The sequence below is a fragment of the Pseudarthrobacter sp. rb genome, from assembly GCF_056389225.1.
In genome coordinates, this window is record NZ_JBWJAR010000014.1 from 71,221 (window position 1) to 84,416 (window position 13,196).

Here is a 13,196-nt window from a genome sequence, read left to right on the forward strand (position 1 = left end):
CCGTAAGCCCCGGGAAAGTCACCACGGCAACCGCGGATGTTAACGTTCGGTGACGCTGCGCGTCAGCTGGCGGCCTGCCCCTCCGTGGCCGGGAATGGCGCCTGCGGTTCCTGCTGCCGGCGGAGGATCTCCAGGCCAATGTCGTTATAACGGCCCAGCAGGTCAGCACCGTCGGGTGCGTCCGGGTTGTCCAGCAGGGCAAAGGCGGAGTCGCTGGCGTGCAGCAGTTCCTGCTCCGTGTATTCGGTCAGCGGACGGCCGTACAGCTCTTCGATCCACATCACCGGCAACTGGGGGTATTCTCCTGCGAACTCACCGCCGGGGAAAAGCTCCCTGACGTCATCATCCATCAGAAGCGGCCGGCGGCTGGAAGCGTCCCATTGCGCCCAGTCGTACGCAGCGGGCGTGAGCTGAAGGGACACCCCGGCGGAGGGAACGCCCAGCAGGGACGTGGTGTCCATGGCGTTGAGGTCGCTGCGAAGACCTGCCAGCGCGGATGATTCGACAAGTTCAGCCTGCGAAAGATCGACGCAGATACGGCAACGTATGCCCATCCTCCGGACGCGGCGGATGATGTGGCCCAGTTCAGCACGGGAGTCGTGGTGAAGGGCTCCCCGGACTTCAATCCGGACGATGTCCGCGGGGACATCGAGGTTAACGAGTGCGTCTAGCGCGCGGTCCATAGGTACTCCAAAAGAGGTTCTATGGCCGACGGCTCAACCTCCGCAAGCCTAACCCTCACCGGGCCTCCGCACAACCTCCCGATCAGGCCCTGGGACCCTGGCTGACCTTGCCCGGTTCCTGGTAGTGGGTACGCGCACCGGTACCGCCCACCGAATCCACCAGCGACTTGGCGATGTCCCGGAGTTTGATATTGCTGTTACTGGATGCCTCGGTGAGGATTTCGACGGCGGCTTCCTGGCTGCACCGGTTCTGCGCCATGACGATGCCGATGGCGATGTCGATGATGGTCCGCGACTCAAGCGTGGCCCGAAGGTTTGTTGCGCTGTCTGCGTGCAGCGAGAACCGGACAGCCAGCCGCAGTGCTTCGGAAATTTCCCGGGTGAAGTCCCGCGCCCTGTCCGCCGCCCGGCCGTCAAACTTGTTTGGGGCGTCGGAGTAGAGGTTCAGTGCGGCTTTGGCCTCCCCCTGCAGGTTGAACGGCAGGGAAAGCACCGAACGCAACCCGTGGGAGGCAACGGCGGCCGCATAGTCCGGACCCCACCGGTCCTCCTGCAGAAGGTCCGGGACGTACACTTCCCGTTCTTCCTTTGCCGCGGACAGGCACGGTCCCTGGGCGAGGGAATACTGGATTTCATCCACTTCCCGTGCCGTTTCGCTGCTCCAGCCGATGGTGGCTGCCTTCCGGTCGCGGAGCAACGTGATGCCGCACAGGGCGTCATCGCCGTCGCCTGCCATCTGGTGCGCGGAGAAGCGCGCCAACTCGTTGAGGAAGTCCTCGAAATCGGCGCTTTCCAGGATGAGGTTCTGGACTTGGTCCGTTGCGCTCAACGGCTGTTGTGGGGGGAGCAAAATGCAGGATCTCCAAGCAACTGAAAGGTGTTAACGCAAATAATAAATCAGCCACCAGCGGCAGGCCAACACTGGTCCCCATGCGTCCCGGGGCCGGCCGCCGGGGCCGGCCCCGTCCAGGACTAGTCCAGCCCCAGCTCGTCCTTGCCGAAGGCGAACAGGTAGGGAACACCGGTCTCGGCTTCGATCTTTTCCTTGGCGCCGGTATCGCGGTCCACGATCACCGCTACTGCCACGACGTTGCCGCCCGCCTTCCGGACGCCTTCCACTGCGGTCAGCGCAGAGCCGCCCGTGGTGGACGTGTCTTCCAGGACCAGCACCTTGCGGCCCTCAACGGACGGGCCTTCCACCTGGCGGCCCATGCCGTAGGACTTCTGGGCCTTCCGGACCACGAACGCGTCAACCGTCCGGCCGGCGTCAGCGGCAGCGTGCATCACCGCAGTGCCAACGGGGTCGGCACCCATGGTGAGCCCGCCTGCGCACTCGAAGTCGATGCCGGCGTCGTCCGCCAGTGCCAGCATTACCTGGCCCACCAGCTTGGACGCCTCATGGTGCAGGGTGATGCGGCGCAGGTCGATGTAGTAATCGGCCTCGGCTCCGCTGGAGAGGATCACCTTGCCGCGGACCACGGCAAGTTCCTTGATCAGTTCGAGCAGTCGGGCGCGGGCAGCCGCGGTGTCTACCGCAGTGTCAGTGGGCGAAGTCATGGCCCCAAGTTTAGTGGGTGGCGGGACGGTGAGCGGGCGGGCGAAGCCGGGCGCGTGCTCGGGGCGTGGCCCGATCGCAATGACCCGGGGCAGGACACGCTTGACCACGGGGTTGTGGCGCAGGATGAAGAAAAGCAGGCGCTGGATGGAGAACGGTGTCCGGTCCCCCACGCGGGCCAGCACGTCGCCGGACAATGTGCCCGCGAAGAGTGGAACGAACACCGCCCGGTGCATGATCCGCTGCACGGTCTGGACCAGCACCGTGGGCATGCGGCGGCGGCGCTGGATCGAAGCAAGGGTCCTGGTCCGTACGCGCCCTTGGCGCAAATCAGGCGCCAGGCGTTCCGCGGCTGCCACTGCGTCCTGGATGGCCAGGTTGATGCCCACCCCGCCCGCGGGGGACATCGCGTGCGCGGCGTCTCCAATGCAGAGGAAACCGTCCACGTACCAGCGCCGCAGCCGGTTCAGCCTGACGTCCAGCCAGTGCAGGTCCGCCAGGCTGTGGATGGAATCAACGCGGTCGGCGAGGTCAGGCCGGAGTGCTGCCACCCGTTGGCGGAACCGTTCCACGCCGCCCTCCCGGATCCTGGCATCTGAGCCCTTGGGGGCGAGGTAGCCCATCTGGTAATAGTCGGTGCGGTTGAGCGCAATCATGGCATCCCGATCGCCCAGCGAAGGCACCACTCCGGCAACCTCGCCGCGCTCCGAGGAGTGGCGCGGGATCTTGAACCACCAGGTGTCAAAAGGCACCGGATACTCCTTTGCCCGCATCCCTGCCGCCTGGCGCAGTACTGAATGCCTGCCGTCCGCGGCCACCACGACGTCGGCGTGCAGCACCTGTTCCTGGCCCTCCGCGCCGCCGGCGGTGGACCGGTAGCGCACTCCGGTGACGCGTCCGCCGTCGAACTCCAGGCCGGTGGCCTCCGTTTCCATGAGCAGGGTGAACGTCGGTTCCGCGGCGGCGGCCGCGGCGAGGAAATCCAGGAAGTCCCACTGGGGCATCATGGCCACGTAGTTGTACGGGGGTTTCAAGGAGTCAAAAGCCGCCAGCGTGACAAGCCCGGTTCCGGGGACCGGGACGGCGACGTTGCTCAGCCGGCTTTGCGGCAGGGCCCGGAATCCGGCGCCCAGGCCGAGTTCGTCAATCAGCCGGATAGTGGACGCATGCACGGTGTCGCCACGGAAATCCCGCAGGAAATCACGGTGCTTCTCCAGGACCGCCACCTGCACTCCGGCCCGTGCCAGCAGAAGACCCAGCATCATCCCTGCCGGCCCCCCGCCCACCACGGCGCATCCCGTCCGCTCCATGCACTAAAGCTACGCCGCGCAGGGCCCGCCCGGAACAGTTGAGGGTTGTTGACAGCGCTGGCTAGGCTGGACAACATGCGCGAACTCCAGGCCAAGATCATTGAAGAAATGGGCGTTCAGCCCCGGATCGATCCCGCAGGGGAGGTGCGCAAACGCGTCACATTCCTCAAGGAATACTTGAAGGCCACCCACACCAAAGGTTTTGTCCTGGGCATCTCCGGCGGACTTGATTCCTCGCTCGCCGGAAAGCTTGCCCAGCTGGCGGTTGATGAGCTTGAGGCCGAGGGCGTAGAGGCCAACTTCGTTGCAGTCCGCCTGCCCTACGGCGTGCAGCACGATGAGGAAGACGCCCAGGCAGCACTGGACTTCATCAAGGCCAAGACGGAATGGACGTTCAACATCTCGGCAGCGGTGGACGGCTTCGAGGACGAGTTCGAGAAGACCGTAGGTTCGGAGATCTCCGACTTCCACAAGGGAAACACCAAGGCCCGCACCCGGATGATCGCCCAGTATGCACTGGCCGGCGAGTTCAACTACCTGGTGCTCGGCACCGACCACGGCGCGGAGTCCGTCACGGGCTTCTTCACCAAGTACGGCGACGGCGGGGCTGACATCCTTCCCCTGTTCGGCCTCAACAAGCGGCAGAACCGGGCCTTGCTGGCTGAGCTTGGGGCACCGGCGCGGGTGTGGGAAAAGGTGCCCACCGCCGACCTCCTCGATGACCGGCCGGGGCGCACGGACGAGGACGAGCTGGGTATCAGCTACGACCAGATCGACGACTACCTCGAAGGCCGCAACGTTCCGGACGCCGTTGCCGAGTCGATTGAACAGAAGTATCTCCGGACCCGCCACAAGCGCACCGTGCCGGTGACCATCTTTGACACGTGGTGGAAGGGCGAAGGTCCCGAACAGCCCCGCGCTGGACTATAGAAACCCACCTGCGCCGAATCACCCCTCTCCGGAAACGCACGACGGCGCGCCGCACCTGACAGCGCGGCGCGCCGTCGTCGTATCCGGGGACAGCAGTGGAGGCTCAGCGGGTCCGGCGCCCGCCGTCGGGGCCGCCGCCCAGCTGCTGCGTAATCCGATGGGCCTCCGCCATCAGCAGGCCGCCCAGTTCCTCCTGCCGTTCGGCCTTGAACCGCGGTTCGATGCCGGTCAGCGACAACGCCCAGGCGGGCCGCCCTGAACGGTCGAACACCGCAGCGCCCATCCCCCAGCTTCCCTCCAGGACCAGCCCCGGGTTCACCGAGTAGCCGGCCAGCCTGGTGCGGGACAGGTTCTTCCGGACCAGGTCAACAGTGTGGTTCGCCGCGAAGGCGCCCGCATGCTCCGGCCACCGGCCCAGCAACTCCTCCTGCTCATTCGTTGGCAGGAAGGCCAGGATGGCCGTCCCGGCTGACGCGACGCCCAGCGGGAAGCGGACGCCCTCGTGCAGGACAAAGGACCGGACAGGGAAGCTGCCCTCCTCACGCAGGAGGCAAACCGTCTCACTGCCTCGCCGGATGGAGAAGAAGGCACTCTCCCCCGTGGCCTGGGCCAGCCGGCGCAGGCTGGGCCGCGCGATGTCCTCCATGGGAAACCGTGCCGAGGCCACCGATCCCATCAGGAGGATTTCGGGACCCAGGACCCAGTTGCCCGTAACGGGATCGTGGTCCAGCAAGCCCTCCGCGGCGAGCGATGTCAGGAGCCGGTGGGCCGTTGGGCGGGTGAGGCCCGACTCCCGGACCAGGGCCGCGAGGGGCATCCCCTCCGCGCCGCGGCCCACCAGCCGCAGCAGTTCGGCGATCCGTGCCACCACCTGGGCGCCCTGCACCGGCGTCGATGCCATCACTTCCCCTTTGTCCACAATATGGATGCTTTTGAGCCTACTGTCCATACTGTAAGGCACTCGCCAGTGATTCTTGACACGTTCTTCGAGGCCCCCGTAGTCTCCAAACTCAGATCCCAACCGTCCACTAAGTGGACTACCGCGCTCAACGAGGAGACGTCATGAAGAAACTCCAGGCTTCTGCCGCCACGGCCCTGGAAGGGTCCCTGCAGGACGGCATCACCCTCGCCGTCGGCGGGTTTGGCTTGAGCGGCATCCCGGCCGACCTTATCGAAGCCGTCCGGGATTCCGGCGTGCGGGACCTCACCGTGGTCTCCAACAACATGGGCGTGGACGGCAAAGGACTGGGCATCCTCATCGAGGCGGGCCAGGTCCGCAAGGTGATCGCCTCCTACGTCGGCGAAAACAAGCTGTTCGCCGAGCAGTACCTCGCCGGCAAGCTGGAGGTGGAGTTCACCCCGCAGGGCACCCTGGCTGAGCGCCTCCGCGCCGGCGGCGCCGGAATCCCGGCCTTCTATACCAAGACCGGGGTGGGCACCCTGGTTGCCGAAGGCAAGCCGCACGAAGTGTTCGACGGCGAAACGTACGTCCAGGAGCGGGCCATCCGCGCCGACGTCGCACTGGTCCACGCCCACACCGCCGACACGGACGGCAACCTCGCCTACCGCTACACGGCCCGCAACTTCAACCCGGTGGTGGCCACGGCCGGGATCCTGACCGTTGCCGAGGCGGAGGTCATCGTTGAGCCGGGCGACCTGGACCCCAACCACATCGCCACCCCCGGCGTCTTTGTCCAGCGGCTGGTGCAGGCCACGGACCGGGTCAAGGACATCGAGCAGCGCACCGTCCGGCAGCGCACCGGCCTTGTCCCGGCCTGACCGAACCCACGCCTGCCCCTGAATCACAGCACTCAACGGAGAGAAACACCCTCATGACCAGCACGCAGCTCACCCACCAGGACGTCCGCCAGAAGGGTTTGGCCCGGATGGCTGAAACGCTGGCCGGGTGGACGCAGAAGTGGTTTCCGGACGCCTACATCTTTGCCCTGGCGGGCGTGCTGCTGGTAGCCATCGCGGCCCTGGCCATCGGCGCCTCCCCCAAGGCGGTGGTCGATTCGTTCGGCAACGGGTTCTGGGACCTCACGGCCTTCACGCTGCAGATGGCCATGGTGGTACTGACCGGCTACGTCGTGGCGACCTCACCGCCCGTGGCCAGGCTGATTGACCGGCTGGCTCAGGTTCCCGGCTCCGCCCGCTCCGCCGTCAGCTTCGTGGCCGTCCTGTCCATGTCCGTCTCGTTCGTGAACTGGGGCCTGAGCCTGATCTTCGGCGGCCTCCTGGCGCGGGCCGTGGCCCGGCGCAAGGACCTCCACGTCGATTACCGGGCCCTCGGCGCCGCGGCCTTCATGGGGCTGGGTGCTGTGTGGGCCCTGGGCATGTCCTCCTCCGCCGCCCAGCTCCAGGCGACCAAGGCCTCCATACCGCCGGCGCTGCTGAAGATCACCGGCGTCCTGGATTTCGGGACCACCATCTTCACCTGGCAGTCCCTGCTGACCCTGGCCATCCTGATGCTCCTGACCACGGTCATCGCGCACTTCTCGGCCCCGACGGGAGCCGGTGTGAAGACGGCGGCCGATCTCGGCGTCGACCTCGATGACCAGCCTGAACCGCCGGCCGAAAAGTCCCGGCCCGGCGAATGGCTGGAATACAGCCGGATCCTGCCCATCCTGGCCGGCGTGCTGACCCTGGGCTGGCTGGTGTCCCAGCTGCTGACCCTGCCCATCCTCAGCGTGGTCAGTTCGCTCAACGGATACCTTCTGGTCTTCCTGATGCTGGGGCTGGTGCTGCACGGCACCCCGCGCAAATTCCTGCAGTCGGTCACCAAGGCCGTACCCGCCACGGCAGGAATCCTGGTGCAGTTTCCGCTGTATGCAGCGATGGCCGCCATCCTGACCAAGGCCCCGGGGGCCGGTGGCCTGTCGGTGTCCGAGCACCTGGCACACTTTTTCACCAGCATCGGCGGCAACGGGGCGTTCGCCGTCATCATCGCCATCTACACGGCCATCCTGGGCATGTTCGTCCCGTCCGGCGGCGGAAAGTGGCTGGTGGAGGCGCCCTACGTCATGCAGTCCGCCACGGACGTGAACATGAACCTTGGCTGGACCGTGCAGATCTACAACATGGCCGAGGCCCTGCCCAACCTCGTCAACCCGTTCTTCATGCTCCCGCTGCTGGCGGTGCTGGGCCTGCGGGCCCGGGACCTGGTGGGCTTCACGTTCCAGCAGTTCCTGTTCCACCTGCCGGTGGTGCTGCTGCTCGCGTGGCTGCTGGGCATGACGTTCGAGTTCGTGCCGCCGGTAATACCCAACTAAGTCAACGGGAACAGCTAGAAGACCAAGGAGAAACCCCATGGGATGGACCAGGGATGAAATGGCTGCCATCGCGGCCGAGGAACTGAACGACGGCGACTACGTGAACCTGGGGATCGGCATCCCCACGCTGGTGGCCAACAACCTGCCCGAGGGCGTGCGGGTGGTCCTGCAGAGCGAAAACGGCCTGCTGGGCATGGGCCCGTTCCCCTTTGAGGGCGAAGAGGACGCGGACCTGATCAACGCCGGCAAACAGACCGTGACGGTCCTGCCCGGCGGCAGCATCTTCGACTCCGCCACCTCCTTCGGCATGATCCGCGGCGGCCACGTCAAGGTGGCCATCCTGGGCGCCATGCAGGTCTCCGGCAATGGCGACCTGGCCAACTGGACCATCCCGGGCAAGATGGTCAAGGGCATGGGCGGCGCCATGGACCTGGTGGCCGGAACGCCGCGCGTGGTGGTCCTCACCGAGCACAACGCCAAGGACGGCACCGCAAAGATTGTGCGCGAGTGCACGCTGCCGCTGACCGGGCTCAGCTGCGTGGACCGGATCATCAGCGACCTCGCCGTCTTTGACCTTTACAAAACGGACGACGGCGGGCGGCAGCTCACGCTGACCCGCCTGGCACCGGGGGTCACCGAAGAGGAGATCCGCGAGAAGACCGAGGCCGGATTCGACGTCCGGCTTGAGACCAAGGAAGTGGCGGCATGAGCCTGAAGGAACAGTTCGGGAAGGACGTCCTGCTCACCGGCTGGGGACACAGCCGGTTCGGCAAGCTGACGGAGGAGACCCTCGAGTCCCTGATCGTCCAGGTGGCCACCGAAGCGATCGGCAATGCCGGAATCGACCCCGGGCAGATCGACGAGATCTACGTGGGCCAGTTCAATTCGGGCATGATGCCGCTGGCTTTCCCGTCCTCACTGGCCCTGCAGGTCTCCCCGGCACTGGCCAACGTGCCCTCCACACGGGTGGAAAACGCCTGCGCCTCCGGGTCGGCCGCTTTCCAGCAGGGCACCAAGTCGCTGCTGGCCGGCACGGCGAAGACGGTCCTGGTGATCGGCGCCGAGAAGATGACCCACGCCGGTGCAGACGTGGTGGGTGCCGCCCTGCTCGGCGCTGACTATGACATGGCCGGCAAGCCCTCCACCACCGGCTTCACCGGTCTTTTCGCCGAGGTCGCGAAGCACTACGAAAAGCGGTACGGACCCGTTTCCGATGTGCTGGGCAGCATCGCGGCGAAGAACCACCGCCACGGCGTCGACAACCCCTACGCCCAGCTCCGCAAGGATCTTGGGGAGGAGTTCTGCCGGACCGTCTCGGACAAGAACCCCATGGTGGCGGACCCGCTGCGGCGCACTGACTGTTCGCCCGTCTCCGACGGGGCGGCCGCCGTCGTGCTGTCCGTCTCCCCCACCGGCGGCACCACCGCCCCGGTCCGGCTCGCGGGCTTCGGCCAGGCCAACGACTTTTTCCCCGCCGAGCGCCGGGACCCCACCGCTTTCGCAGCCACCCGCGCTTCCTGGCAGCGCGCCATGGCGATGGCCGGCGTCGGCCTGGCGGACCTGGACTTCGCGGAGGTGCATGACTGCTTCACCATCGCGGAGCTGCTCATGTACGAGGCCATCGGCCTGGCCGAACCCGGCCAGGGTGCCACGGCGGTGAAGGAAGGCTGGGTCTTCAAGGACGGCAAGCTTCCCATCAACGTCTCCGGCGGCCTCAAGGCCAAGGGCCACCCGGTGGGTGCCACCGGCGTTTCGCAGCACGTCATCGCCGCCATGCAGCTCACCGGTACTGCGGGCGACATGCAGCTCCCGGCGCCACGGCGGGCGGCTGTGCAGAACATGGGCGGCGTGGGCATCGCGAACTATGTCAGCGTGCTTGAGGCCGTCTGAGCTGAGGGACTGCTGAATTTCCCCGGCTTCCAAGCCCGACGGCGGCGCGTCGCACCGAAAGTGCGGGGCGCCGCCGTCGTTATCCGGCAAAGGTGGGCAGGCTCGGCGCCTCGGCACGCGGACGGGCTAACCACGGCCCCGGATCGAAGCGGCAATCTCCGAAAAACCGAGCCGCTCAGCGTTCTGCAGCGCCGTCCGGCCTTCCGGATCGCGGATTCCGGGGTCTGCGCCGGCCGCCAGCAGCAGCCGCACCACCTCCTGCTGGCGCGGCCCGCCGTTGTTGAGCAGGATGGCCTCCTGCATGGCGGTCCAGCCAAGGTTGTTGACATGGTTGACAGGAACTCCCGCCGCAATGAGGACCTTCACCGTTTCCACGTGTCCGTGCTCGCTGGCCGGGATCAACGCCGTCCCGCCGTAGCGGTTGATGCTGGTGACGTCTGCGCCGGCGGCCAGCGTCAGCTGCAGTACCTCGTTGAGCCCCTCCGCCCCGGCGTACAGGAACGCGGAGTCCTGGATCGGGTCTTTGGCGTTGACATTGCCACCCCGGCCGATGAGTTCGGCCACCAACGGGGCGTTGTTGGCTTTGGCGGCTGCAATGAGGTCCTGGTCCAGCCGTGCCTGGTCCGCGGGAGACAGCGCGGGTGGGGACGCAGTGGAAGGTGGCGTCGGAGTCCCGGCACCGGCGCCGGGACTGACCGAGGCAGCGGATGGAGGGGTATCCACTCCCTGCGGCTGGCCGGGACTGGCCTGGCACGCGGCAAGGAGCAACCCCAGCGCGGCCACGGTCATGAGTGCTGCAGTGCTGCCAGGCCTCATGCGTCCTGCCTATTTCGCGGGGCCGGCGATGGCTTCCGCGCCGGCCGCCGCGCAGGCTTCGTCCAGGGCGCCGTCGGGGGCCCCGCCGACGCCGATGCCGGCCACGGAGACACCGTTGACCTTCAGTGGGACACCGCCTGCGAGGAACAGGGTGCCCGGCAGGTCCGCGATTGAGGGACCGTTGCCGTTGACCCGCTTGGCCAACTCGCTGGTGGGGGCACCGAACGCGGCTGCCGTATAGGCCTTCTGCTTTGCCGCTTCGATGGTGTGGGCGGCGGCGTTGTCACCCCGGAGCAAAGCCTGGACCGTACCAAAGCGGTCAACGAGGGCCACCGTGACGAACGGCAGCTTGTCGGCCTGGCACTTTGCGAGCGCAGCAGCGACGGCCTGGGCGGAGGCGCCGGCTGCTATGCGGTTTTGCTGCACCACGGTTTCCGGAGCCGGCTGGACATCAACGGCGGGTACGACGACGGGTGCTTCCGTAGTGCCCGCGGTACCGGCGTTGGCGGCAGCCGTTGCTCCGGCAGTTATCAGGAGGGCTCCGGCTGCGGCAGCGGCGAGGGCTTTGGTGGACTTCTTCAAGGTATTTCCTTAGGTCAGGGAGGGATCGTGTTGCCGCTTTCCATGTTTCCGGGAAACACCGGCCCTGCCATCGGGCCTTCGTCTGGTCCCGGCTCCGACGAAAGGCCAGCCGTATCAGCCAAAAGGCTGAGGCACCGGACAACCGGTGAGCCCTAGCATGGAAGGCAGCACTTCCCGCCACCAGATCCGGATCCAGCATGCCCGCCAGAGACACCCCCCAGCACACCGGGCCAGCCCAAGCCGTCGCCGGTCAGGGCGCCGCGTGCTCCCGCCGTCCCGTGCCTCCCAGCGCCAAAGGCCGGCCGGGCAGCATCGAGGCAGCCGTCCACCTGGGCTTCGCCGTCCTCCTGGTGGCCTCGGTGGTGCGGTACGTCATGCGGCATACCCCGGCCGACAATCTCCTGGTCCTGGGACTCGCCGCTGCCGCCTGCGTGCTCTACGCCGTCGTGGCCCTGCTTCTCGGTGCAGGACCGCCCCGGAACCCCGTGGATGGTGGCCCTGGTGACTGTCTGGGCGGTCCTGGTCGTGGCTGCGCCGAGTTTCGCGTGGTGTTCCTTCGCTCTTTTCTTCCTCTGCAGGAGCGCCCTGCGCGGTGCCGCGTCCTACGTCCTGGCGGGCGCCATCACACTCGCCACCGCCGCCGGCCTGTTCCGGCTGGGCAACGGCACCGACCTGGCCATGTTTTTGGGGCCCTTGGCCGTGGGCGCCATGCTGACACTGATTTACGACCGGATACAGCACGACGCCGAGGAGCAGCGCCGCCTGCATGCGGACATTTCCCTGGCCCAGGGCCAGCTGGCCGCCAGTGAGCGCCGGGCGGGCACCATTGCCGAACGGGAGCGGGTGTCGCGGGAAATCCACGACACTGTCACCCAGGGCCTCGCCAGCAGCCTGCTCCTGCTCGAGGCCGCCGGCCGCGGATGGCCCAGTGCAGCAGCCCGTGACGGCCTTCTCCAGGCCACCAGCCTGCTCCGCGCGAACCTGGCGGAGACCCGGAGCCTGGTCCATGAGCTGGCCTCGCCCGGTTTGGAATCGGTTCCATTGCCGGAGGCACTGCTGGCCACCGCCTGCCAGTACGTTCCCGGGACCACGCTGCTGGTGACTGGTGAGCTGCGGCCGGTCTCCGCTGACGTTCGCCACGCCCTGCTGCGCGTAGTGCAAAGCGCTGCGTCGAACATCCTGCTCCACGCGGCCGCGTCGGCGGCCACGGTAACCCTGGGCTTCCTGCCGGACGCCGTGACTTTGGACATTTACGACGACGGCGACGGCTTCGATCCGGCGGCGGCAGCTCCGCCGTCGCACGCGGGAGGCTATGGGCTGCGGGCCATGCGGCAGCGGGTGGAGCAGCTGGGCGGAACATTCTCCGTGCAGAGCGCCCCCGGCGACGGAACAATCGTGGCGGCGCAGCTGCCGGTGGAGGCAGGCAGATGAACGGCATCACCGTCCTGCTGGTGGACGACCACCTGGTGGTCAGGAGCGGACTGCGTGCACTGCTCAGCACGGAGCCGGATATCGAGGTGGTGGCCGAAGCCGCATCCGGCGAGGATGCCCTGCACCTGGCCCAGGCTCTCTCCCCCTCGGTGGTGGTGATGGACCTTGCCATGGGGCCGGGCATGGATGGGCTCGAAGCCATCAGGCGGATCAGGGACCTCAACGGCCGGCAGGCCATCCTGGTGTTCACCACGTACGACTCCGATGCCGATATCGTCCGCGCCGTGGATGCCGGCGCCATGGGCTACCTGTTGAAGGACGCTGCCCCGGAGGAGATTTTTGCGGCCATCAGGGGTGCGGCCGTGGGCAGGAGCGTGATGAGCCCGCCGGTGGCATCCCGGTTGTTCCAGCAGCTCCGCAATCCCGACGAAGTCCTGACGCCACGGGAGGCCGAGCTGTTGGGCCTCCTCACCGAGGGCCTCAGCAACCGCGAACTCGGCCGGCGACTCTTTATCTCCGAGGCCACGGTCAAAACCCATTTGGCGCACATCTATGCCAAGCTCGGCGTGGACACCAGGGCGGCCGCCATCGCCACCGCGATCCGCCGCGAAGGCATGCGCTGACGGCACTTTATGGCGCCTACCCTTGCACCCAGAGCCTGAGCCCCGTACGTTGGGGTCTGTGGGGGACTAACTCCCGCACACTCCGGGACGTTCCCCGGGGAGAG

General features: G+C 67.1%; 12 protein-coding genes and 2 pseudogenes. 7 read left to right on the top strand and 7 right to left on the bottom strand.

Annotation, left to right across the window (positions count from 1 at the left end):
• Window positions 1-62: 62 nt before the first annotated feature.
• From ACWRN3_RS17135 to ACWRN3_RS17150, 4 genes and pseudogenes are all read right to left on the bottom strand, one after another.
• On the bottom strand, window positions 63-683 hold the full coding sequence (locus ACWRN3_RS17135) for a hypothetical protein (RefSeq protein WP_255174303.1): 621 nt from the start codon (window positions 681-683) through the stop codon (window positions 63-65).
• 82 nt (window positions 684-765) lie between these two features.
• Entirely contained in the window at window positions 766-1,512 is a 747-nt protein-coding gene (locus ACWRN3_RS17140) for a GAF and ANTAR domain-containing protein (RefSeq protein WP_476741380.1), read from the bottom strand.
• A 143-nt stretch (window positions 1,513-1,655) separates the two neighbouring features.
• Window positions 1,656-2,240, bottom strand: a complete 585-nt coding sequence (pyrE, locus tag ACWRN3_RS17145) for an orotate phosphoribosyltransferase (RefSeq protein WP_200830744.1) — start codon at window positions 2,238-2,240, stop codon at window positions 1,656-1,658.
• 48 nt (window positions 2,241-2,288) lie between these two features.
• Window positions 2,289-3,548, bottom strand: a pseudogene (locus ACWRN3_RS17150) (FAD-dependent oxidoreductase); the annotation flags it as partial.
• A 75-nt stretch (window positions 3,549-3,623) separates the two neighbouring features.
• Here ACWRN3_RS17150 and nadE point away from each other — a divergent pair.
• Window positions 3,624-4,478, top strand: a complete 855-nt coding sequence (nadE, locus tag ACWRN3_RS17155) for an ammonia-dependent NAD(+) synthetase (protein ID WP_324644000.1) — start codon at window positions 3,624-3,626, stop codon at window positions 4,476-4,478.
• A 103-nt stretch (window positions 4,479-4,581) separates the two neighbouring features.
• Here nadE and ACWRN3_RS17160 read toward each other — a convergent pair whose 3' ends face one another.
• Entirely contained in the window at window positions 4,582-5,379 is a 798-nt protein-coding gene (locus ACWRN3_RS17160) for an IclR family transcriptional regulator (RefSeq protein ID WP_324643999.1), read from the bottom strand.
• Between the two features lie 161 nt (window positions 5,380-5,540).
• Here ACWRN3_RS17160 and ACWRN3_RS17165 point away from each other — a divergent pair, with 161 nt between their 5' ends.
• The 4 genes from ACWRN3_RS17165 to ACWRN3_RS17180 are packed head-to-tail and all read left to right on the top strand — an operon-like array spanning window position 5,541 to window position 9,640.
• Entirely contained in the window at window positions 5,541-6,257 is a 717-nt protein-coding gene (locus tag ACWRN3_RS17165; protein WP_324643998.1) for a CoA transferase subunit A, read from the top strand.
• A 53-nt stretch (window positions 6,258-6,310) separates the two neighbouring features.
• Window positions 6,311-7,750 (top strand): short-chain fatty acid transporter, encoded by a 1,440-nt coding sequence (locus ACWRN3_RS17170; protein ID WP_476741381.1) that lies wholly within the window; start codon window positions 6,311-6,313, stop codon window positions 7,748-7,750.
• Between the two features lie 37 nt (window positions 7,751-7,787).
• Window positions 7,788-8,459 carry a CoA transferase subunit B gene (locus tag ACWRN3_RS17175; protein WP_476741382.1) on the top strand — a complete coding sequence of 224 codons (672 nt, stop codon included), beginning with the start codon at window positions 7,788-7,790 and terminating at the stop codon, window positions 8,457-8,459.
• Complete coding sequence (locus ACWRN3_RS17180; RefSeq protein WP_476741383.1) at window positions 8,456-9,640, top strand: acetyl-CoA acetyltransferase; 1,185 nt, start codon at window positions 8,456-8,458, stop codon at window positions 9,638-9,640. The genes ACWRN3_RS17175 and ACWRN3_RS17180 overlap by 4 nt, the downstream gene beginning before the upstream one ends.
• Before the next feature lie 126 nt (window positions 9,641-9,766).
• On the opposite strand, the gene ACWRN3_RS17185 is transcribed toward ACWRN3_RS17180, so the two are convergent.
• Entirely contained in the window at window positions 9,767-10,456 is a 690-nt protein-coding gene (locus tag ACWRN3_RS17185; RefSeq protein ID WP_476741384.1) for an ankyrin repeat domain-containing protein, read from the bottom strand.
• 9 nt (window positions 10,457-10,465) lie between these two features.
• Window positions 10,466-11,038 carry a GlcG/HbpS family heme-binding protein gene (locus tag ACWRN3_RS17190; RefSeq protein WP_476741385.1) on the bottom strand — a complete coding sequence of 191 codons (573 nt, stop codon included), beginning with the start codon at window positions 11,036-11,038 and terminating at the stop codon, window positions 10,466-10,468.
• Between the two features lie 197 nt (window positions 11,039-11,235).
• Between ACWRN3_RS17190 and ACWRN3_RS17195 the strand changes: the two are divergent.
• Window positions 11,236-12,469: pseudogene (locus tag ACWRN3_RS17195) on the top strand (sensor histidine kinase).
• On the top strand, window positions 12,466-13,092 hold the full coding sequence (locus ACWRN3_RS17200) for a response regulator (RefSeq protein ID WP_255174292.1): 627 nt from the start codon (window positions 12,466-12,468) through the stop codon (window positions 13,090-13,092). The pseudogene ACWRN3_RS17195 and the gene ACWRN3_RS17200 overlap by 4 nt, the downstream one beginning before the upstream one ends.
• Window positions 13,093-13,196: the final 104 nt, after the last annotated feature.

Bases quoted from the DNA above. Each gene is read 5' to 3' on its own strand.
- ACWRN3_RS17135 (WP_255174303.1), bottom strand. From the start codon at position 683: ATGGACCGCGCGCTAGACGCACTCGTTAACCTCGATGTCCCCGCGGAC.
- pyrE (WP_200830744.1), bottom strand. From the start codon at position 2,240: ATGACTTCGCCCACTGACACTGCGGTAGACACCGCGGCTGCCCGCGCC.
- nadE (WP_324644000.1), top strand. From the start codon at position 3,624: ATGCGCGAACTCCAGGCCAAGATCATTGAAGAAATGGGCGTTCAGCCC.
- ACWRN3_RS17160 (WP_324643999.1), bottom strand. From the start codon at position 5,379: ATGGCATCGACGCCGGTGCAGGGCGCCCAGGTGGTGGCACGGATCGCC.
- ACWRN3_RS17165 (WP_324643998.1), top strand. From the start codon at position 5,541: ATGAAGAAACTCCAGGCTTCTGCCGCCACGGCCCTGGAAGGGTCCCTG.
- ACWRN3_RS17170 (WP_476741381.1), top strand. From the start codon at position 6,311: ATGACCAGCACGCAGCTCACCCACCAGGACGTCCGCCAGAAGGGTTTG.
- ACWRN3_RS17175 (WP_476741382.1), top strand. From the start codon at position 7,788: ATGGGATGGACCAGGGATGAAATGGCTGCCATCGCGGCCGAGGAACTG.
- ACWRN3_RS17180 (WP_476741383.1), top strand. From the start codon at position 8,456: ATGAGCCTGAAGGAACAGTTCGGGAAGGACGTCCTGCTCACCGGCTGG.
- ACWRN3_RS17185 (WP_476741384.1), bottom strand. From the start codon at position 10,456: ATGAGGCCTGGCAGCACTGCAGCACTCATGACCGTGGCCGCGCTGGGG.
- ACWRN3_RS17200 (WP_255174292.1), top strand. From the start codon at position 12,466: ATGAACGGCATCACCGTCCTGCTGGTGGACGACCACCTGGTGGTCAGG.